Source organism: Rhizobium sp. ZW T2_16 (assembly GCF_044987325.1).
Taxonomy (GTDB): Bacteria; Pseudomonadota; Alphaproteobacteria; order Rhizobiales; family Rhizobiaceae; genus Neorhizobium; species Neorhizobium cellulosilyticum.
Genome location: NZ_JBJDRG010000005.1, coordinates 50,395 through 70,360 on the forward strand (window position 1 = coordinate 50,395; position 19,966 = coordinate 70,360).

17 protein-coding genes and 1 riboswitch are annotated in these 19,966 nt (G+C 59.1%); of the genes, 8 read left to right on the forward strand and 9 right to left on the reverse strand.

The features are described 5' to 3' along the window. Positions 1-10: 10 nt before the first annotated feature. The 3 genes from ACI3K0_RS15015 (at position 11) to ACI3K0_RS15025 (ending at position 4,003) form a co-directional block, all read left to right on the forward strand. Positions 11-853: a serine hydrolase gene (locus ACI3K0_RS15015; RefSeq protein ID WP_404945546.1), complete on the forward strand. Its 843-nt coding sequence runs from the start codon at positions 11-13 to the stop codon at positions 851-853. 31 nt (positions 854-884) lie between these two features. Then, positions 885-2,429, forward strand: a complete 1,545-nt coding sequence (locus ACI3K0_RS15020; RefSeq protein ID WP_206826651.1) for an ABC transporter substrate-binding protein — start codon at positions 885-887, stop codon at positions 2,427-2,429. 125 nt (positions 2,430-2,554) lie between these two features. Then, positions 2,555-4,003 (forward strand): M20 family metallopeptidase, encoded by a 1,449-nt coding sequence (locus ACI3K0_RS15025; RefSeq protein WP_206826653.1) that lies wholly within the window; start codon positions 2,555-2,557, stop codon positions 4,001-4,003. Between the two features lie 65 nt (positions 4,004-4,068). Here the strand turns inward: ACI3K0_RS15025 and ACI3K0_RS15030 are convergent, their stop codons facing one another. From ACI3K0_RS15030 to ACI3K0_RS15040, 3 genes are read right to left on the reverse strand one after another with little or no spacing between them, the layout of a single operon-like run. Continuing rightward, the gene (locus ACI3K0_RS15030) at positions 4,069-4,911 is read right to left on the reverse strand and encodes an FTR1 family protein (protein WP_206826655.1); all 843 of its coding nucleotides are present in this window, start codon (positions 4,909-4,911) and stop codon (positions 4,069-4,071) included. 1 nt (position 4,912) lies between these two features. Continuing rightward, positions 4,913-5,245, reverse strand: a complete 333-nt coding sequence (locus ACI3K0_RS15035; RefSeq protein WP_148147068.1) for a cupredoxin domain-containing protein — start codon at positions 5,243-5,245, stop codon at positions 4,913-4,915. Positions 5,246-5,285: 40 nt separating this feature from the next. Then, the gene (locus tag ACI3K0_RS15040; RefSeq protein WP_206826657.1) at positions 5,286-5,837 is read right to left on the reverse strand and encodes an iron transporter; all 552 of its coding nucleotides are present in this window, start codon (positions 5,835-5,837) and stop codon (positions 5,286-5,288) included. Positions 5,838-6,065: 228 nt separating this feature from the next. On the opposite strand from ACI3K0_RS15040, the gene ACI3K0_RS15045 reads away from it, so the two are divergent. The 3 genes from ACI3K0_RS15045 to ACI3K0_RS15055 all read left to right on the forward strand — a co-directional run bounded on the left by ACI3K0_RS15045 (position 6,066) and on the right by ACI3K0_RS15055 (position 11,967). After that, a complete protein-coding gene (locus ACI3K0_RS15045) occupies positions 6,066-7,526 on the forward strand; it encodes a 4Fe-4S binding protein (RefSeq protein WP_404945547.1) in 1,461 nt (486 codons plus the stop codon). 131 nt (positions 7,527-7,657) lie between these two features. Next, positions 7,658-8,887 (forward strand): efflux RND transporter periplasmic adaptor subunit, encoded by a 1,230-nt coding sequence (locus tag ACI3K0_RS15050; protein WP_404945548.1) that lies wholly within the window; start codon positions 7,658-7,660, stop codon positions 8,885-8,887. Then, on the forward strand, positions 8,884-11,967 hold the full coding sequence (locus tag ACI3K0_RS15055) for an efflux RND transporter permease subunit (protein ID WP_206826660.1): 3,084 nt from the start codon (positions 8,884-8,886) through the stop codon (positions 11,965-11,967). Before ACI3K0_RS15050 ends, ACI3K0_RS15055 begins: the two co-directional genes overlap by 4 nt. A gap of 416 nt (positions 11,968-12,383) precedes the next feature. On the opposite strand, the gene ACI3K0_RS15060 is transcribed toward ACI3K0_RS15055, so the two are convergent. Together ACI3K0_RS15060 and ACI3K0_RS15065 are read right to left on the reverse strand one after the other, a co-directional pair. After that, positions 12,384-12,677 carry an acyl carrier protein gene (locus ACI3K0_RS15060; protein WP_206826661.1) on the reverse strand — a complete coding sequence of 98 codons (294 nt, stop codon included), beginning with the start codon at positions 12,675-12,677 and terminating at the stop codon, positions 12,384-12,386. Positions 12,678-12,770: 93 nt separating this feature from the next. Beyond that, positions 12,771-13,445, reverse strand: a complete 675-nt coding sequence (locus ACI3K0_RS15065) for a phosphatase PAP2 family protein (protein ID WP_404945549.1) — start codon at positions 13,443-13,445, stop codon at positions 12,771-12,773. Positions 13,446-13,747: 302 nt separating this feature from the next. Here ACI3K0_RS15065 and ACI3K0_RS15070 point away from each other — a divergent pair, with 302 nt between their 5' ends. After that, entirely contained in the window at positions 13,748-14,470 is a 723-nt protein-coding gene (locus ACI3K0_RS15070; protein WP_206826663.1) for a response regulator, read from the forward strand. Positions 14,471-14,562: 92 nt separating this feature from the next. On the opposite strand, the gene ACI3K0_RS15075 is transcribed toward ACI3K0_RS15070, so the two are convergent. Beyond that, entirely contained in the window at positions 14,563-15,411 is an 849-nt protein-coding gene (locus ACI3K0_RS15075) for a MipA/OmpV family protein (protein WP_183685601.1), read from the reverse strand. A gap of 234 nt (positions 15,412-15,645) precedes the next feature. On the opposite strand from ACI3K0_RS15075, the gene ACI3K0_RS15080 reads away from it, so the two are divergent. After that, positions 15,646-17,010 (forward strand): ATP-binding protein, encoded by a 1,365-nt coding sequence (locus ACI3K0_RS15080; RefSeq protein WP_206826665.1) that lies wholly within the window; start codon positions 15,646-15,648, stop codon positions 17,008-17,010. Positions 17,011-17,059: 49 nt separating this feature from the next. On the opposite strand, the gene ribB is transcribed toward ACI3K0_RS15080, so the two are convergent. The 3 genes from ribB to ACI3K0_RS15095 form a co-directional block, all read right to left on the reverse strand. Continuing rightward, positions 17,060-17,692 carry a 3,4-dihydroxy-2-butanone-4-phosphate synthase gene (gene ribB / locus ACI3K0_RS15085; protein ID WP_148146912.1) on the reverse strand — a complete coding sequence of 211 codons (633 nt, stop codon included), beginning with the start codon at positions 17,690-17,692 and terminating at the stop codon, positions 17,060-17,062. A gap of 112 nt (positions 17,693-17,804) precedes the next feature. Next, a riboswitch (FMN riboswitch) is annotated at positions 17,805-17,948 on the reverse strand. A 98-nt stretch (positions 17,949-18,046) separates the two neighbouring features. Continuing rightward, a complete protein-coding gene (locus tag ACI3K0_RS15090; protein WP_183826337.1) occupies positions 18,047-18,856 on the reverse strand; it encodes a DeoR/GlpR family DNA-binding transcription regulator in 810 nt (269 codons plus the stop codon). 94 nt (positions 18,857-18,950) lie between these two features. Then, on the reverse strand, positions 18,951-19,946 hold the full coding sequence (locus ACI3K0_RS15095; protein WP_286194780.1) for an ABC transporter permease: 996 nt from the start codon (positions 19,944-19,946) through the stop codon (positions 18,951-18,953). Positions 19,947-19,966 lie beyond the last annotated feature (20 nt).

Consider the following 19,966-nt stretch of genomic DNA (forward strand, 5'->3'; position numbering starts at 1 on the left):
GATGAATACGATGACTACTGCCGACCAGCTGTTCGCGATCTGCGACGCCCAGCCCTTTGTCACGCGCTTCATGGTGCGCAATCTGTTGACGGGTGAGGAAATCCGCCGTGGCGCCGACGAAGAAACGCCTTCCGGCAGCACCCGCAAGACGTCGATCATGATGGCCGCACTCAAGGCGGCACATGAAAGGCGGCTCGATCTGGATGAACCGGTGACCTACGAGGAAAGGTTGGCCAAGGAAGTGGCGAGCGGCATGTTCCGCTACATGACGCCGGGTATCGTGATTTCGCTGAGAGACGCGATCACCGGCATGATGACGCTGAGCGACAATGTCTGCACGAAAATGGTGCTGGAGCGGCTGACGCTGGAAGAGGTGGATGGCTATTGCAAGGCGCTCGGCATGGCCAATACACATCATCGTTTCCTCATTCCGCCGCTCGCCCTGCCGGCCGACCATGCGCTGACGACGGTGACGACGACATCGGCCGCCGATCAGGTTCTGCTGCTGCAGACCATTCTCGATGCGCAATCCTCGACGCAGGCGCAGGAGAAGCTCGGATGTAGCGCCGAACTGTGCTCCTTCGCCATGGAGACGCTGAAGCACCAGATCCTGCGTTACGGCATCCGTTCACGCCTGCCGTTCGAAACGCTGGTGGCGAGCAAAAGCGGGCGCGGCAAGCGCGGCCGCATGGATGCCGGCATCGTTTACAAAGGTGGCGCGCCGTTCTTCATCATCACCGCCTATACCGATGACGTGCCGCAGGTCATGGCCGATGGCACGCCGGGATACACGCTTTCGCTCGAAACGATCGGCCGGCTGGCGCAGGCCTGCTGGAACAGGTTCCAGTCGTAGACATCAACAATAGCAAAAAGAGGGTAGAACAATGAAAAAGCTTCTTCTGGCAGGCACGGCTCTGCTTGCAATGACCAGCATAACCAATGCCCGCGATATCACGATCGCGCAGAGTTCCGATCTGCGCAGCGCCAATCCCGGCGTCAACCGCGATGGCAATACCGATGGCGTCATCCTGCATATCGTCGAGGGGCTTGTCGGTTACAACAATAGCGGCGAGGTGAAGCCGCTTCTGGCCAAGAGTTTCGAAACCTCCGCCGACGGCCTGACCTATACGTTCAAACTGCGCACGGATGTGAAATTCCACAACGGAAAGACGATGACGGCGGAGGAGGTCGTCTGGAACTGGACGCGGTACCTGAAGCCGGAAACCAAATGGACCTGCCTCAACGACTTCGCCAAGGGCGGTGCAGCACCGGTTACGGACGTGAAGGCCGCGGATGCTTCGACCGTCGCAATCACTCTTGAAAAGCCATCTGCGGTTTTCCTCGGCCTGATGTCGCGTCCGGAATGCGGTTATACCGGCATGATCTCACCGGATTCCGTTGCTGCCGATGGCAGCTTCGTCAAGCCGATCGGCACCGGACCGTTTCAATGGGACGAGTGGAAGAAGGGTGAGTATATCCATCTGAAGAAATTCGCTGATTACGTCTCGCCGGAGAATGACGGCAAGCCGGATGGCATGGTCGGCTCCAAACGGCCGCTGGCCGACGGCATCAAGTTCATGATTATCCCGGATGCATCGACCGTGAAGGCCGGTCTGGAGTCCGGTGTACTCGATACGGCCGAAATTTCACCCGATCTTATCCCGGAGTTCAAGGCCAGCGATAAGACGCAGCTGATCGTTTCGCGCAACAACGGCAAGAACCTTTTCTATATCCAGACCCGCGACAAGGTCTTGAGCAATCCTGGCGTGCGTCGCGCCATGGCAATGGCGCTCGATCTCGATGAACTGGTGGCCGCTGCATCGAACGGGACCGGCGAGGCGAACGGCTCGATGGTATCGCAGGACAGCGTCTATTTCGACGAGGCCCAGAAGACGCGTCTTCCCTACGATATCGAGGCTGCCAAGAAGGAACTGGCAGATGCCGGCTACAAGGGTGAGCCGATCTCGATCATCGCCAACAAGCGCGGCAACGTGCCGAGCTTCCCGGCGGCCGTCATGGCGCAGGCGATGATGCAGCAGGCGGGCCTCAACGTGCAGATCGAAGTGCTGGATTACGCGACCCAGGTCGACCGCCGCCGCTCCGGCAATTATCAGGTGATCTCGCAGTCGGTCGCGCCGCGTCTCGACCCGGCGCTGATGTATTCTTTCTATGTCGGCAACAAGGACAAAAACGCATCGCTGATGTGGGACGATCCGAAAGCCGTCGAACTGATGAACGCCGCTTATGCTGAAGCCGATCAGGAAAAGCGTCAGAAGATCTTCGATGAGTTCCATGAGCTGATGCTGAAGGAAATGCCGGGCATCTTTCTCTACGACATGGTGGACGTCTGGGGCGCGACGAAGAAGCTGAAAGGCCAGCCGGTCTGGCAGTCGAATGCCCGCCTCTGGGAAGTCTCGGTCGAAAACTGAGTCTTGAGCGCGCCGGCAAGGATCGGCGCGCCTGTCTACCTTTTCAAGGAAATTCAACCGACGGGAGATCGCCGGATGTTTTTCTGCGTCCTGAGGGCGCTCACACATTCATGCGAGGACAGGCCATGAACCGCGATGCCGTGACGTCGATTGCCAACGCGATCGAAGAGATGAAACCGGAATTCTCCGAACTCAGCGACAGAATCTGGGATTTTGCCGAGTTGAAGTTCGAAGAAAGGCGTTCGTCGGATATGCTGGCAAAGGCGCTGGAGAAGAATGGGTTTGCTGTGCGTCGTGGCGTGGCGGGCATGGACACGGCCTTCATCGGCGAATTCGGCAGCGGCAAGCCGGTGATCGCGCTGCTCGGAGAATTCGACGCCTTGGCGGGAATGAGCCAGGCTGCGGATGTGGCCGAGCCCAAGCCGATCGTTTCCGGCGCGACCGGCCACGGCTGTGGCCACAATCTTTTGGGTGTCGGTTCCCTGATGGCGGCCATCGCGCTCGCCCGGCATATGAGGGACAACAACCTAGCTGGCACCGTGCGTTATTACGGTTGCCCCGGGGAAGAAGGCGGCTCGGGAAAGACGTTCATGGTGCGTGCGGGCCTGTTTGATGACGTCGATACGGCGCTTACCTGGCATCCGGCGCCATTCAACGGCGTACGCTCCACCAACAATCTGGCGGTTCTTGAATATTTCTATCGCTTCAAGGGCCTCGCCGCCCATGCCTCGAATGCAGCGCATCTCGGCCGTTCGGCGCTGGATGCCGTTGAACTGATGAACGTCGGCGTCAATTTCCTGCGCGAACACATGCCGCAGGATTGCCGCGTGCATTATGCGATAACCGATACCGGAGGGCGCGCCGCCAATGTCGTGCAGGCCCATGCGGAAGTTGTCTATCTGGTTCGCGCGCCGGAAATGTCGCAGGCGCTCGATCTTGCCAAGCGTGTCGACAAGGTCGCCCGCGGCGCGGCAATGATGACCGAGACAGAGGTCGAAATCGTCTTCGACACGGCCTCCACCAATCTTCTGCCAAACATCACCCTTGAAACGGCCATGCATGACAACATGGTGGCGCTCGGTCCCATCGCTTTCGATGAAACGGATCTCGCATTCGCCAAGTCTATCCAAGACACATTTACTGACGAAGCTATCAGGAGCAGCATCCGCCTTTATCAGATCAAGGGCGATGTTTTTTCCAATGCAAAGGTCGATGGTTCGACACCGTTGCATCTGGGTCTGCGCGACTTCGAGGGGTCTTCGCATTTCCGTGCCGGATCTACGGACGTGGGAGATGTAAGCTGGGTAACGCCGACAGCGCAATGCTGGACGCCCACCTGGGCAATCGGCACCAATCCTCACACCTGGCAGGTGGTGGCACAGGGAAAAAGCGCGGGGGCTCACAAAGCCATGGCACATGCAGCAAAGACGCTGGCGGCGACTGGCCTCTCGCTTATGACGTCTCCCGAACTTCTGGAAGCCGCAAAGGCGGAATGGACAGAGAAGACCGATGGCCGGAAATATGTGTGCCCGATCCCCGACAATGTGATGCCCGCCACACATTCCTCTGTGTGAAAAGAGATACGGCCATTCAGGCAATGGCCACACCATATGCTGACACAAAGCACCCGGGCAAATCGCTAGTGATGCGCAGCGGTGGAGAACGAACCTTTGCGTGGCCGGTAGATGATGGCCAGCACCGCGATCCAGTAGCCAAAGAAGACAATGAGCTGCATCAGGTTCGGCCGGGCGCGATAGCCGGTCATGGATGCGAAGAAACCGCCGGCTGTCGTGCCGTCGGACATTAGGAAATTGCTGTTCCACAGCGCGTGCGACAGGCGCGGCAGGATATCGAGATTGATCAATCCGTCGATCCCTGTCATCAGCAGGCCGCAGGCGAGGAAGAGCAGCACGATCTCGGAAATCCGGAAGAAAACCCGCCAGGAGATGACCCGGCTGCCGGTCATCAGCAGGGCATAGGTGATTGCAGCCGCGACGAAACCGGTCACTCCGGCAAGAATTCCGGCAAGCAGCGAGCCCATGACACCAGCAGACAGAATACCGTAGATGAACACGACCGTTTCGCTGCCTTCGCGGGCAACCGCAATGAGCGCAAGGGCGAAGACACCCCACCAACTGCCTGCGGCAACCGCCGTGCTGAGCGAACTTTCGAGCTCGCCGCGCATCGAGCGGCCGTGGCTGCGCATCCAGAAGACCATCTGCAGGATCAGCCCGGCTGCGAGCAGCGCGATCACCGTCTGGTAGATCGTCTGGGCGTCGTCGGAGACTGTTTCGCCCAGCCAGAGCAGGAGTCCTGCAAGCACACCGGCGACGCCGAGCCCCGCCGCTGCGCCGCCCCAGAGAAAACCGCGGGCGCGGCGCGTCTCCACGCTCCGGCTGACCAGCCAGGCATCGAGAATGCCGATCACCAAAAGGGCTTCGACGCTCTCGCGCCAGACGACAAAGGCAATGGAGGCAAACATGTCAGTCCTCAGAAGGAACCGCGACGAGAACGGCGGGCGGAGCGTCCGGATGAAAATCGTCGAAGAACGAATATTCGCCCGGATCAAGATATTTGATGACGATGAAGGTGGAGACCCCCGGTCCGATCACCTTCTCCTTGCTCAACGGAATGCTCTCGAACTCCGCCGGTGTCTTGCCGTTGTTGATCAGCCGGATTTCGAAGCGGGTTTCGGCCGGCACTTCGAGACGCGACGGCGAAACCACGCCATCGTTGAACGTTATGGTGAAGCTTGGATCGTCAGCGGCCGCCACTATTGCCGGCGGAACAATCGAAAACGCGAGGAACAGCGCCATGGTGAGGCCAAGGCACTGTTCCTTACGGGGGGAAGAGTGATCAGTAGCCACCCTTTTTGCCCACGCCCGTGAAAGTGAAGTCATAGCTGGTCTCGAACGGCTCGAACCATTTGGCGACGCCGGTTTCGTCATCGACATGGCGGCCGAACATCATCCCGTCCGGCGCTGCAATCTTGAACACGAGGTTATAGTCGCCGGGGCCGTCGAGCTTGACGTTGTCGCCGTAATGCGGCCCGTCGGAGGCAACCATCGGCATCAGCGGGCCTTCCGACACTTTCACGCCGCCCTTGGTCAGCACATAGCTAATCGTCAGGTTCGGCACCCAGTCGCCATTGGCAAACCCGTTCTTGTTATCCTTCGTCGCGTGGATATCGGCTTCCAGATGCACGTCGGAATCGGCGGCTGCGCGCATCATGTGAGCCGGCTCCATCAGGATCGGCTGCAGATAGACCGCAGCCACTTCCATACCGCCTGCTTCCTGCGGCTCGCCGATCGGATATTCCAGGGCAGATGCCGAGCCGGCGGAAAAGAGTGTTGCAGCAGCAAAAGCGGCGGGCAGGAATGCCGTCTTGAAAATTTGGGTTTCGCGCATAACAGGTCCTTTTCGGGAAAATGTGGCGCGAACATCTGCCTGGAAAAATGTGGAGTCAAGCCTGAAAGTTTTCATCAAGGTCATGATATAAATGACAAAATTCAAGTACTTCGGCTGATCTCCATGTTAAATATGAGAGTGTTTATCCTGATTGATTGGTATCTCATTCCAATTCGGGCGTGCGACATATTTACACGCTGGAATTGTTGTTGTGCCGAGAGAGATGAAATGACAGAGGTTTACCGTCATCGTGATTTCGCTCCGGCGGCAACGTTCGCGCCATCGCTGCTGGTTGAGGCGGAGGAACTGCCCGAACGCCCGAACTGGCTCATCGCACTCGAAGCATTCTGCGTGCGGACGCGCCCGTATTACTGGATCATCCAGGGCATCATGTTTCTCGTGTTTCTTCTGGTGCTCGGCCTGCCGCTTCTGCTGCCTGATCCGCCGCCGGAAACGACGCCGCTGTCGAATGGAACGCTGGCGCTGCAATATCTGCTCTGGGGCATCTGGTTCCCGCTTGTCTTTCTGTCGGTCATCGTCTTCGGGCGGATCTGGTGCGGTCTTTTGTGCCCGATGGGGGCTGCGTCCGAGCTTGCCAATCGTTACGGGCTGCAGCGCCGGATCCCGGCCTGGATCCGCTGGGAAGGCACGCCTGCGCTCAGCTTCATCGTAATGACGCTTTACGGCCAGACGATCGGTGTGCGGGATCATCCAGAAGCTGCTGCCGGACTTTTCGGCGGCACCATGCTTTTGGCAATCGCGATCGGCGGCCTTTATGGCCGCAAGAAACGCGTCTGGTGCAGGCATCTCTGCCCGATCGGCCGGGTGCTCGGGCTTTATTCCCGGCTTGGCGCGGTTCAGTTCACGCCGAAAATCCGGCTGCCGGGCGGCGATGCCTATAGCCAGAAAGGTGCCTGCCCGACGATGATCGACCTGCCGCGCAAGAGTGAAAGCCGGCACTGTATCGAGTGCTTTCGCTGCGTCCACCCGCACGCGGCTGGCAGTATCCGGCTGGATATCCGTCGTCCGGGCCGCGAGATCGAGGATATTCGTGATCATCGCGCCAACAAGGCGGAGGCCTGGTTCCTGTTTCTGGATACCGGAGTCGCCCTCGGCGGCTTCCTCTGGCTGGTGCTGCCGCAATATCAGCAATGGCGGCAGGCTTTTGGCGTGTTTGCAATCCAGCATCACTGGAACTGGGTCACTACTGTCGGCCCATCCTGGCTGATGAGTATTCATCCGGCGCGTGCGGAAGTGTTCCGCTGGCTCGATTTCGTCATGATCGTCTTCTTCATGTTGGCGGTCATGGCGGCATTGACCGCTGTCCTTGCCTTGTTGACTGCGGCGAGTGCCTTTCTGGCGAAGCGTGCAGGGGCAGATGGCGGCTTCGGGCAGTTGTTTACCGAACTCGGTTATCAATATGCTCCGATTGCGCTGATTAGCCTGATCATCGGGCTTGGGGCAGAACTGCTGGAACCGTTGCGATATACCGCTTTTGGTGCAAGCGGCGCGGGCGCGATCCGCGGCGGGCTGTTTCTCATGGGGCTGCTGTGGAGCGTCTGGCTCGGAATAAAGATCCTCGAACGACAGCAGGTCGCACCAATCAGGCGCTTTCTGCCTCTGCTTCCGGGCATTGCCGGCAGCCTTTTCGTCGGCCTTGGCTGGTGGCCGGCGATCATCGGGCTTTGATCGACAGCATTGCCGCGCTGGCGGCGGGTGTAACCTTTCTTAACGTGACGACACACCGGCCGCGCGTCTGATCGCTACGGTTCCTTCCGTATCATCCGCAGACATGTGCGGATAAAACCGAAAGGTGCCTCATGTACGGGATATCCCGATCAGTGCTGCCGCAACTGCGTCTTGCCGTCTCGGCATTGGTGCTGTGGTTGGTGTTCTTCTCCGCGTCACAGGCTGAAAGCCAGACGCCGGTCACGGTCGTCGTCGCTCGAAAAGGCGAGGTGACCGAGAAGATCCCCGTTGTCGGCTCGCTGGTTGCCAGGGAAGAGGTGGAAGTTCGTCCTTTCATCGAGGGACGGGTGATCGAACATATCCTTGCCGAATCCGGGCAGCGGGTCGAGAGAGGGCAGCCGCTTGCGCTGATCGACACGACCGAAGCACGCATGCTGCTCGACAAGAATTCGGTCAGCATGCTGCGGGCAAGAGCCGCCGCTGAAGTGGAGGAAAGCAGGCTGGAAGTTGCCGCCGTCAGCGAGGCGGAGGCGCGCAAGCTCCTGGAGCGCAGTCGGGCGCTACAGCCGAGAGGCGCCGTATCGCAGCAGCTTCTGGACGAACATGAAAATGCCCATGCCCGTGCGGTGGCGGAACTGCGGCTTGCCCGCCAGTCGCTTGCGCTGGCGGAAGCCGATGCGGAGCTGATTGCCCGCGAGCGGAAGGAAATCGAGCTGACGATCAAGCGCAGCACGGTCCGTGCGCCCGATGCCGGGCTGGTGCTCAAGCGAACAGCGCGCATCGGGGCGATGACGTCTGCTTCCGCCAATCCGCTATTCGTCATCGCCAAGGATGCTGAAATCGAGTTTTCCACGCAGGTGACGGAAACGAGTTTTCTGCGGCTCGATGAAGGCATGCGGGCGCAGATCAGCCTGCCGGGATATGAGGGGCAGCTCGGTGGCAGGTTGCGGCTGAATGCAGCGCAGGTCGATCCGGTTACGCGCAGCGGCGAAGTGCGCATCGAACTGGATGAGGCGGATGGGCTGAAGCCCGGCGTCTTTGCCCGCGGAAGCATTAACGCTCCGGCGCGGCGTAACATTCTTCTACCCGGCAGTGCGGTGAATACCGCAAGCGGCGCAAGCAATGTCTTCGTCGTCAAGGACGGTGTCGTGGATCGTCGCGATGTGACTGTCGGCATCCGGCAGGAGGGCTTTGTCGAAATAATTGCCGGTGTCAGCGATGGCGAGATGGTCGTGCTGAAATCCGGCGGGTTTCTGAAAGCCCAGGAAAAGGTCCGGCCCGTTATGGCCATGTCGGAGCGGTCTGTTTCCGATCACATGGCCTCGGCCCTTGCCATGGAAAGCAGGGAGATGGCGCGATGAGCGGCAATATTTCCGCCTGGGCGATCCGCAATCCGCTTCCCTCCATCCTGCTTTTCGTCATCTTGACGGTTGTCGGCATCTACAGCTTTACCCGGCTACCGATCACCTATCTCCCGACGATCATAACGCCGGCCGTGAAGGTCACGGTCGAGCAATCCGGCGCCACGCCGGTCGAACTGGAAACCGAGGTGACGCGGCTTGTCGAAAATGCGATCGCCTCGCTTCCGGCGATCAAGGAATTGTCGTCGACGATCGGCGAGGGGCGTTCGGTCACCACGGTCGAATTCGAACTCGGCCTGGTTTCGCCGGATCGGGCGATGAACGATGTGCGAGATGCCGTGACAAGGATCAGGGGTGATCTGCCGAGCGCGATCGACGAGCCGATCATCGAACGGATCGAGGAGGAGGCGCAATCGATCGTCACTTATGCCGTCTCCAGCCAGGAAATGACGGTGACCGAACTATCCTGGTTAATCGATGATACGGTAAAACGCGACCTGCAGGGGCTCTCCGGCGTCGGGCGTATCGATCGGATCGGCGGGGCCGACCGCGAGATCCATGTCGAGCTCGATGCCGACCGGCTGCAGGCATTGTCGCTTTCGGTCAACTCGGTCAACGAGACGATCATGGAAACCCAGCTCGACCGTTCGGGCGGGCGCAGTGATATGGAGGGCCGCGAACAGGTGCTGACGACAGCCGCCGCCGCTAGCACCGTTTCCGGCTTGGCGGAAACCCGCCTGTCGCTTGGCGGCGAAAACTCGGTCCGGCTGGCGGATGTCGCAACCGTCAGCGACACCTTTGCCGAACCGCGCGCGTTTGCGACTCTGAACGGTTCCGATGTCGTCGGTTTCTCAGTCTATCGGTCCCAGGGCGCAAGCGCCGTCACCGTGGCGAATGGAGTATTCGCTGCGGTCGAAAAACTACGTCTCAGCCATCCCGGTCTTCGCTTCGAGATTGTTGATGACACGATTTCATACACGGAAGGAAATTATCATTCGGCGATCAATACCCTGCTCGAAGGGGCGGCACTTTCGATCATCGTCGTGTTCCTCTTCCTGCGCGATTGGCGCGCGACGCTGGTTGCGGCTGTCGCATTGCCGCTGTCGATCATCCCGACATTCTTTGCCATCGACATGCTCGGCTTTTCGCTCAACATCCTCAGCCTGCTCGCCATTACGCTGGTGACCGGCATCCTGGTCGATGATGCGATCGTCGAGATCGAAAATGTTGTCCGGCATCGCAACATGGGAAAATCCGCCTATCGCGCGGCACTCGATGCATCGGACGAAATCGGTCTGGCAGTGATTGCGATCTCGGCAACGATCATCGCCGTCTTTGCGCCTGTCGGGCTGATGAGCGGTGTCGTTGGGCTATATTTCCGCGAATTCGGCCTGACCGTGGCTATCGCGGTGTTCTTTTCGCTTCTCGTCGCGCGGCTGATCACTCCGGTCATGGCGGCCTATATCATGACCGCCGCTCCGCCGGTCGAACCGAGAAAAGGAAAATTGTCGCTCGCCTACGAGTGGCTGCTGCGGCTGACGCTGCGGTGGAAATGGTTGACGGTCACAGCCGCCTTCGGCCTGTTCGCGCTGGCGATGATGTCACTTATGTCGGTTCCGACCACGTTCCTGCCGGAAGAAGACACCGGCCGCCTGACGCTGGCCGTCGAATTGCCACCCGGCACAAGCCTCGACGAGACCCGTCAGGTCACCGACGGGATTGCCGCCACGATCGGTAAGCTCGCCGAAGTCGAGGGTGTGCTGGTTCGGGCCGGATCGAGCATGAGCGGCCAGCAGGATGTGCGTTATGCTGTCGTCTCCGTCGACCTCGTGCACAAGGCGGAGCGTAACCGGTCTTCCTTTGCTATCGAAGCCGAACTCGAAAAGGCGCTGGTCGATATTCCAGATGTGCGACTGCGCTTTCTCAACGATCGCGGCGGTCGCGACATATCTTTTTCCGTGCTGGGCAGTGACGGCGATGCAGTTCAGGCCGCGACCGATCGGATCCTTCGCGAGATGGCATCAGACAGCAGCTTTGTCGGGGCTTCGAGTGACAATGTCGCGATGCGGCCGGAGCTGCGCATGACGGTCGATACCGAAAAGGCGGCGACGCTCGGTGTCTCCACCGCAGCCATTGCCAGCACGATGCGGATTTCGACGATCGGCGATGTGGATTCGCGCCTGGCGAATTTTATCGAGGGCTCGCGGCAGATCCCGATCCGCGTGGTTCTCGATCGCGCCGCGCGGGGAAATTTGGGGGTCTTCGAGACGCTGAGCGTTCCGGCCGCAAATGGTGGACAATTGCCGCTGTCGGCGGTCGCCACGATCAGTCTCGATGAGACAGTTGCGGCGATCGATCGTTTCGAGCGCCAGCGCCGGATCGAGATCGGCGTTGACATGGCGAATGGCCTCACATCAGGCCAGGGGCTTGAGCGGTTGATGCAGCTCGAAAGCGTGAAGACCCTGCCGGATGGCGTGCGTGTCCAGGCGACCGGCGATTCGGATACGGAAGGAGAGATATTCGAGAGTTTTGCCGTTGCCATGGGTGGCGGCATCATGCTGGTGCTCATCGTCCTGATCCTGCTTTTCAAAAGCGTCCTGTCGCCTTTCACCATCCTGGCATCGCTGCCACTTTCCATCGGCGGGGTCGTCGCGGCGCTGCTTCTCAGCGGCTACCCGATATCCCTGCCTGTCGTGATCGGTATCCTGATGCTGATGGGTATCGTCACCAAGAATGCGATCATGCTGGTGGATTTCGCCGTCGAGCGGGAGGCGCATGGGCTTTCGCGCGGAGAGGCGGTTGTCGAAGCCTGCCGCGAGCGGGCGCGCCCGATCATCATGACGACACTTGCCATGGTAGGCGGCATGTTGCCCTCGGCTTTCGGTATCGGAGAGGGGGGCGAGTTTCGGGCTCCGATGGCAATCGCGGTGATCGGCGGGCTGCTGGTTTCCACCATCCTCTCGCTGGTGGTGATCCCCTCCCTGCACCTGATCGTCTCCGCCGGCGGCGATCGTGCAGGCCAAATCTTCAGGCCTTTCCTCCAGTCGGCCGAAGCGGACCTGAAAGAGGTCCAGAAATAGGCGCGCCATGATCCGACGGCCCCCCAGGCCGATCCCCGGCGCGTCTGGACGGGGCCAGCTTCCGCAGGCTGGCCCCGTCATCCGTTTCTGCATATTGTTTGGGAATGCGATGTCCGCAAACTGGAGCTTAGTGCGTCACCTATTCCGAGCTTGCCGCAGGCGAGGCGTGGCCTCGATACTTCAATAGCTGCGATCCACCAAAAGCATCAGGATAACAGGGCCGCCCAGAAGCGCGCCGGCAAGAACTGCCGATATCAGTACCTGAAAAATCAAACGTGAGAGGGGGCTTCTATGCATTCAAAGCAGCCTGCATCGGATGAACGTCAAATTCCCTGGCGAGGCTGTGAGAAGAAAAGGGATGCAAAAACAGAGCCATGCCGAAAGGCATGGGCCTTTGCTTCCCGGCACGTAAATTCTCAAAGCCGATCCGCCCTGGCGTTCTCAGAGGCTTGCAGATGTCGGATAATGTCGCCGACCGTCAGAAACCGGTCGGCCATGTCGTCATTGATGGTAAAGCCAAACTCTTCTTCGAAGGCCATCACCATCTCGGTGATCTCGAGCGAGTCCGCACCCAGATCCTGCGACAGGCTTGCATCTTCGACGAGAAGCTCTTCGGGAAGATCAAGATAGGTCGCGATGATGCTCTTTACCCTGTTCGCCAGGTCTTTTGTGATGGGCTGGTGAGACCCGGTAAGACGGGAATTTTCCATGGTGAAATCTCTTTGGCGTTGTCATGAAATAGGCCGCAGCCCGAAAGCTCGGGCTACGGCGCAGATGCGCGATATCGACGTCGGCCGTGGTTTTCACACCGGGTAGGCCTCACCATTCTTCTCGACAACAAATCGGACCCGCTGGACTTGGCGCAGCAGCAAATCCGCTGAGAGCATCACGATGGTGACGATGAGCATGGAAAGTACGACGTCGGAGAGATAATGCCCGCCAAACAGAATGCGGTTGAACGACAATGAGACGGCTAAAATGCCGAGCAGGGTCTGCACTATCCTGCGAATTGTCCTCTGGCCGGCCGGGAGGAGATAGACGAGAGACATCATTGCCATTGCGCCTGCTGCTTCTCCCGACGTGAACGAACAGTTCGATGCACAAGCCTGGGAAAATTCCCAGGCAGCGGACAGGGGATCCTCACCACCAAGCCCAAATGTGTCGCGTGGCCTTGCCCTTCCAAACGTGTTCTTCAGGAGCATATTCACGATAAGACCGACGCCCACGCCGTAGGTGATCAGCGGAACAAATGTGCGGCCGAGACTGACACCAATCGCATTCCTCAGACGCTGCGAGAGCAGCAGGAGCATTGACGCACCTATCACGACCGTACCGGCCCAGAAATTCGCCTGCCGCAGTGTCTGCAGCGATCCATTATGCTTCAGGGGGAATTGTTCGCCGTCAAAGAAATGCTGTGAAACGGTCATGTCGATGGATGGATTGAGATAGAATGCGACACTCGTAACCACCGTCGCCATGACGACGAGCGAAAGGTGGAAGCCTGCTTGCTTGTTGCGCGAGACTGGTAACGTCATAGGTTTGCTCCAGGTTTTTGGAGCAAGCTATTCCTGGCGACATGGCCGGTTCATTTTGTCTTGTTTCGTATTGTTGCGTGCCATCTCACAAAGCTTCCCGGAGGCTTTTCGGGCATGCAGAAATGCGTAACTGCTTGTATTGTCGATTTCTTCCCAAGCTTCGTAACAAAACTTAATAAAGCGAAACATATGCTCCCCGGCGGGCATGCGAAACGCGTGCAGTCAGGCGATCAAGGACGACAGCCGTGCAAGCAAACTCAGCCAATGCAAAGATCCTGATTGTCGAGGATGATCCCGAAATCGGTAAGCTGCTCGCGCTTGCCATTCAGGAAAACGGCATGGTGGCGACCGTTGCCGAAGACGGGCATGTAATGAACGCCCTCTTACGCACCAACGAATTCGACCTCATCATCCTGGATGTCATGTTGCCCGGTGAAGATGGTCTGAGCATCTGCCGGCGCATCCGCTCGGAAAAGACGACGCCGATCATTCTTTTGACCGCGCTCGGTGAAGAGGTTGACCGCATCGTCGGGCTGGAGGTCGGTGCCGATGACTATGTCACCAAGCCGTTCAGCCCCCGCGAAGTCGTTGCCCGTATCCGCAGCCTGCTTCGGCGTGCATCCTACGGGCTGGTGAACACCGCGGTTCAGCGAAAGCTCCGCTTCGAAGGCTGGCAGATAGACCCCCTGCGCCGACAACTGCATGATCCGAGCAATGCCCGGGTTTCCGTGACGACGACGGAATTTGATCTTCTGCTCGCCTTCTGCCGCAATCCCGGCCGGGTGATTACGCGCGAAGAGCTTCTTTCGCTCACCCATACCGGCCTTGCCGGTCCGATCGAACGCAGTGTTGATGTCCATATCAGCCGTCTCAGACAGAAGATCGAGGCCGATCCGAAAAGCCCGGTTCTGCTGCAAACCGTGCGGCTCGGCGGCTACATGTTTACCGCCAATGTCGAACAGGCTTGAATGGCTGCGGTGCGCTCAGACGCGGGTGCGATGCACCCGATAAAAAAGCCGGGGCAATGCCCGGCTTTCATCGTCTTTGACGCCCGTCTTCTTCAGAATTTGTAGCCGACAAATAGAGAAGCGGAGGGCTGTGTCTTTTCTTCCACGATCGGGCTGTCTGCAGCGTCTCCTGTCAGGAAACCCACGCCGGCTTCGCCGCGGATAAGCCAGTTTTCGCTCAACAGGTAGATTGCCGATGCCGAAACGTTGACGCGTTTCAGGCCGGCTTCGGCCTTGTATTCCGCAAGACCGGATCTTGCCGCCTGGGCGGCGGTGACGCCGAAATAGGATTGCATGTGCTTGTCGTTGGCCACCACCGCCTCGACGCCTGCGCCGAGGATCAGCCGTTCGCTGACCGGCGCCTGATATTCTGCGCCGAATGTGCCGATCAGGCTCTCGCTGCCTTCGATGGTCTGGTCGACGCTCGCATAAATCTCGAAGCCGTCCCATTTATAGGAGGCCTTGGCGCCGACGGTGGCTGCGAAGTCGATATCGCCCAGCCCCCTCAGGCGGTCAGCGTCGTCTTCATCGCGTCCGCCTTCGTAACCGACCTTGGCGGCGAGTGCGAAACCGTTGTGCTCGAATGCGGTGATCGTCACGCCGCGCGGATCGATCTCCAGCCACTCGCCATAGGTGAAGACGACGAATGGTACGGGCTGGACCTTGAAGTCGCCGCTACCTTCATATTCCGGCTCGTAAATTCCACCGGCGCCGACGATTAGGCTCCAGTTGCGTTCCGGTTTTTCCTTGTTGAACCGCTCCTGGTCGAATGGCGGTTCCGGCGGCTGTCCTGCAAGGCCTGCATCGGCGGCGAGCGTGGTCGAAACCGTGCCGGCGATCGCGAGCGTGACGTATATGGCGCTTGCGAGAAGTCGCCGATCGGTCCGTTGGATAAAAGACATGGGTGCTCCAGTGAATTTAACACGGGCACCACCTCAAGGGCGAGCCGTGCATGCAACACGTCTGTCCTGTCACGGATGGATGCGGTGCAGCATGTCTTTGTGTTACGCTTTGTTGCGGGCAAGGCGGATTGGACGGCCTGGGTGCAAGGCAGGGTGCGATCGACACAAAACTTAATGTGGTTTTGCAGCGGATGGCCTTATCTTCAGGGCAATGGGCCTGCGATAAGGGCCGCAATGCAATCTGTACCGGGCGGAACGGCCCAAGGGGGCGTTTTGGGATTTCGGGTCTCCCGGTTGATTTCGACCATTCACGGCCAGATCACCGCAGTCATTTTCGCCTGCCTGATCATTGCTTTCATCATCGGTTCGACGCTCGAAAGTTGGGTCAGGGAGGAATACAGCGCTCCAGATATGGAAAGTATGTCGGCCCACGTGACCGCGATCGCTTCTGTGTTTGCGTCGGCAACGCCCAGCGACAGAGATGTGATACTGGCGGCGGCTAATCACGAAGACGGGCGTCTGACATTGCAGCCGCTCTCGTATTCAGAACGTTTCACCACGTCCTCGCCTGACGAGCCTTTCCTCCAAGTCATCCTCGATCGCCTACTTCCTCCAGAAAACCACCCCGTACCATTTGGTGGCTGGAGGACATTTGCCGACGGCAGACGTGTGCTTGCCGCGCAAGTCGATCAGGATACACTTCTCGTCATGGAATTGCCCGAAAGCTTCCTTCGCAACGATGCACTGATATTCGGTTCGAACTATCTGGTGGCAACAGTCACGCTGCTCATCCTGTTTTCGCTTTTTGCAGTACGGGCGCTGACCAGCCCTTTGCGACGTATCGCTTCCGCGGCGATGAAAGCGGACATTTCTCTCGGCCCGGCGATCTTCGAAGAACGTGGAAGCTCTGAAATCGTCACACTCGCCCGGGCGCTGAATGGCATGCAGCGGCGAATCTCGACCATGGTGGAATCGCGAACAAGGATGTTGCGTGGCATCAGCCACGACCTGCGGACGCCGCTGACGCGCCTGCGGCTTCGCGCGGAAAGGGTGAGCGAAGAAGAGATCAGGGAAGGTCTTCTGGGAGATATCGAGCGGATCGACAGGCTGTTGAAGGAAAGCCTCGGTTATCTTCGCGACAACCACCAACGCGAAGTCTCGCAACGCGCGGATCTCGCTTCCATGCTGCAGACGACCTGTGACGAATTCGCCGATATGGGGCATGATGTGCAGTATGATGGCCCGGCGCGGATGGTCACCAACTTCAAGCCGCTGGCGCTGACACGCGCGATTACCAACCTGTGCGAAAACGCGATCAAGTTCGGCACGCATGTGACTGTCGAGCTTCGCGCAGTCGATGGTCAGGCGGTTATCGACATCAGCGATGACGGGCCGGGAATTCCCGAGCAATATCGCACGCGCGTGCTGGAACCCTTCTTCAAGGTGGATACAGCGCGCCAGGACACGGAAACAGGTTTCGGTCTCGGGCTTTCGATCGTTGCCGAGATCGTCCAGGCGCATCATGGAAAACTGGTCCTGCTGGATCGTCAGCCCAATGGGCTCGTGGCGCGGATCATCCTGCCTCTGGAGCACAAATAAAAAACGGCGAGCCTGTGGGGCTCGCCGTAACTTTCTCAATCCCGAGCTATCAGGCTGCTGCCAGCGCTCCGGCTTTCGCGTCATTCAGGTATCGAACGAGATCCTCGATGGTAATGACCAGCAGGCCGTTCTGTTCGGCGAAGATCTCGAGCTGCGGAAGACGGGCCATCGTGCCGTCTTCATTGGAAATTTCGCAGATGACGCCGGCCGGGGATTTTCTGGCCAGCCTGCAAAGATCGACTGCCGCTTCCGTGTGACCGGTGCGACCGAGAACGCCTTCCGGGTTTGCCCGCAAGGGGAAGATATGGCCGGGGCGGGCAAAATCTGCAGGGCGGGCGCTCGGGTCGACAAGCGCCTTGACGGTCGCGGCGCGATCGGCCGCTGAGATGCCGGTCGTGGTGCCCGGAATGTAATCGACGGATACGGTGAAGGCCGTTTTCATCGATTCCGTGTTGTTCGGCACCATGAGGGGAAGTTCGAGTTCGTCGATGCGATTGTGGTCCATGGCGATGCAGATCAGGCCACGAGCCTTGTTCATCATGAACGCTATCTTTTCGTTTGTCGCATCTTCTGCAGCAAAGATCAGATCGCCTTCATTTTCGCGATCCTCGTCATCGACAACGACAACCATTTCGCCGCGGGCGAAGGCTTCTACTGCATCTTCAATTCTGGAAATCGTCATTTCAAGTCTTTCAAGGGTTAAGCCGGTGAAGGCTGTTGCATCGGCTTTCGCCGACAAAACTTATCCCTTGGGCGAACAAGCGCCACGGGCAGCCCGGTCAAAGGCCGCCGCGGGTTGGTCTCTTCCATCCGGACTATAACCGTCGGCTCCGGCATCTCACCGGATCTGCTGACCTTCCTTTTGGGAAGCGCTCGCGGGCTCCGGGGGAGACCCCGATACCGCCGGTGGGGAGTTGCACCCCGCCCTGAGAACGGGCCAAGTTTATTTCAACAGACGCTTGAATTGCAACAGGCAAACGCACCCAGAAAATTCAGATAGGGATGAAAATATTGCGCAATCGCTGGAAGATGCGCTTTATTTTGCTATCAGAACCTCGATACCGCGCTTCTCGAATTCTTTCGCATCCCGGTCGGAAATCCCGTCATCAGTGATGAAGGAATTGATCACGTCCAGCGAGCCGAGACGGGTGAACGACGAGCGGTTGATCTTGGTGCTATCGGCGACGAGATAGACATGCGCCGCGGCCTTGATCATCGCTTCCTTGAGCTGAAGGTCGGCAAAGCTCGGATAGGTGAGACCCGCATCGAGCGCCACGCCGGCGGTGGCGAGAAACAGCTTGCCGGCGAAGATGTTGCGGAAATACTCGACCGACTTGTCGCCCGAGAGCGACAGCGTCGGCGATTTGAACTGGCCGCCCGGCATATGCACCGCAAAGGTCGGTACCGAGCCCAAGATGATCGCGATGTTCAGCGCATTGGTGATCAGCGTCAGGTCGCGCCGGTTGGTCAGTCGGGTGGCGATTTCGGTCGTCGTCGTGCCCGCATCCAGGATCAGCGTCTCGCCGTCCTTGACAAGGCTTGCGGCAAGCGCGCCGATGCGGCGCTTCTTGTCCATGTTCTCCTGGTGGTGGAGCGTCATCGTGCCGGTCGCGGGTGCTGCGGTGTTGAGGTAGGCGCCGCCATGTTCACGGGTGATGAAGCCTTCGCTTTCCAGCCGCTCCAGATCCTGCCTGATCGTCGCTTCCGACACGCGGAAGGCGCCGGCGAGATCTCTCACCCGCGCCGACCCTTCTTCCTGTAGCCATTCGAGGATACGGCGCCGTCTCGGCTCGGACAGGAGGCCGATCATCGACTCCGAAGCATCCTGCTCTTCTCTCGCTTCCATTCCGGCCTGCCTAATCCTTTAATCGCAAACAATCGAAACCATTCGATTCACTTCCTATGGGATCATTACAGGAATGGCCTTGCGCTTTAAATCCTCAATTCGCGTTCTGCTGCAGGACGACACGAGCCTGCAGCTTCTGCTGCACCTGATCGACGACAACGGCGGCGATGATGACGAGACCTTTGATGACGGTCTGCCAGAAGGACGAAACGCCCATCATGATAAGCCCATCCGCAAGAATGCCGATCACGAATGCACCAACAATGGTGCCGGCGATGCGGCCGCGTCCACCTGACATGGATGTACCGCCAAGAACGGCTGCGGCAATGGCGTTGAGTTCGAATGTCTCGCCGGTCGCCGGATGGCTGGCCTGCAGCTGTGACGAAATGATCAGGCCGACAAGTGCGGCGCAAACCCCGGAGAACATGTAGACGAACAGTTTCGTGCGGTCGACATTGACGCCGGAGAGTGCCGCCCCGCGCTCGTTGCCGCCGACAGCATAGATATGCCGGCCAAGCGGTGTGCGCGTTGCAAGATAGGCAGCGCCCAGTGCGACCACGACCATGATCCAGACGGAGACGGGCAGGCCGAAGAATGTACCCGAGCCGATGATGCGGAACGTGTCCGATCCGTATTCCGGATTGCCCGCGAGGTTGGGAAAGGTCCGGCCGTCGGAGAAGAGAAGCGCCGAGCCGCGGGCGACATAAAGGATGCCGAGCGTCGCGATGAATGGCGCGACATTCAGCTTTGTTATCAGCATCCCGTTTATCCAGCCTATGAATATGCCGACGACAAGCACGATGAGGCAGATCTCGATCGTGTTGAACTGGACGCTGTAGGCGACACCGATAAAGCCGAGGTCGATGCCATAAAGAACCAGATAGCCGGCGACCATGGCGCAGAGGCCGACAATGGAGCCGACCGAAAGATCGATCCCGCCTGCGATGATGACGAAGGTCATGCCGATTGCGAGGATCGCGTTCAGCGCCACATGCTTGGAAATGATCAGCATGTTGCCTGTCGTCAGGAAGTTCGGTGCGGCAATGGCGAAGAAGGCGAAGACCAGGATCAGCGCCACGAAGGTGCGCATGTGCAGAAGCAGCAGAAGCG

What these genes read in the sequence shown, in the direction of transcription:
- ribB (WP_148146912.1), bottom strand. Translation starts at nt 17,692, where the DNA reads ATGACGATTTCCAGAATTGAAGATGCAGTAGAAGCCTTCGCCCGCGGC.
- ACI3K0_RS15045 (WP_404945547.1), top strand. Translation starts at nt 6,066, where the DNA reads ATGACAGAGGTTTACCGTCATCGTGATTTCGCTCCGGCGGCAACGTTC.
- ACI3K0_RS15030 (WP_206826655.1), bottom strand. Translation starts at nt 4,911, where the DNA reads ATGTTTGCCTCCATTGCCTTTGTCGTCTGGCGCGAGAGCGTCGAAGCC.
- ACI3K0_RS15080 (WP_206826665.1), top strand. Translation starts at nt 15,646, where the DNA reads ATGCAATCTGTACCGGGCGGAACGGCCCAAGGGGGCGTTTTGGGATTT.
- ACI3K0_RS15050 (WP_404945548.1), top strand. Translation starts at nt 7,658, where the DNA reads ATGTACGGGATATCCCGATCAGTGCTGCCGCAACTGCGTCTTGCCGTC.
- ACI3K0_RS15025 (WP_206826653.1), top strand. Translation starts at nt 2,555, where the DNA reads ATGAACCGCGATGCCGTGACGTCGATTGCCAACGCGATCGAAGAGATG.
- ACI3K0_RS15020 (WP_206826651.1), top strand. Translation starts at nt 885, where the DNA reads ATGAAAAAGCTTCTTCTGGCAGGCACGGCTCTGCTTGCAATGACCAGC.
- ACI3K0_RS15015 (WP_404945546.1), top strand. Translation starts at nt 11, where the DNA reads ATGACTACTGCCGACCAGCTGTTCGCGATCTGCGACGCCCAGCCCTTT.
- ACI3K0_RS15035 (WP_148147068.1), bottom strand. Translation starts at nt 5,245, where the DNA reads ATGGCGCTGTTCCTCGCGTTTTCGATTGTTCCGCCGGCAATAGTGGCG.
- ACI3K0_RS15075 (WP_183685601.1), bottom strand. Translation starts at nt 15,411, where the DNA reads ATGTCTTTTATCCAACGGACCGATCGGCGACTTCTCGCAAGCGCCATA.
- ACI3K0_RS15090 (WP_183826337.1), bottom strand. Translation starts at nt 18,856, where the DNA reads ATGGAAGCGAGAGAAGAGCAGGATGCTTCGGAGTCGATGATCGGCCTC.
- ACI3K0_RS15055 (WP_206826660.1), top strand. Translation starts at nt 8,884, where the DNA reads ATGAGCGGCAATATTTCCGCCTGGGCGATCCGCAATCCGCTTCCCTCC.
- ACI3K0_RS15040 (WP_206826657.1), bottom strand. Translation starts at nt 5,837, where the DNA reads ATGCGCGAAACCCAAATTTTCAAGACGGCATTCCTGCCCGCCGCTTTT.
- ACI3K0_RS15060 (WP_206826661.1), bottom strand. Translation starts at nt 12,677, where the DNA reads ATGGAAAATTCCCGTCTTACCGGGTCTCACCAGCCCATCACAAAAGAC.
- ACI3K0_RS15095 (WP_286194780.1), bottom strand. Translation starts at nt 19,946, where the DNA reads ATGCGCACCTTCGTGGCGCTGATCCTGGTCTTCGCCTTCTTCGCCATT.
- ACI3K0_RS15065 (WP_404945549.1), bottom strand. Translation starts at nt 13,445, where the DNA reads ATGGCGACGGTGGTTACGAGTGTCGCATTCTATCTCAATCCATCCATC.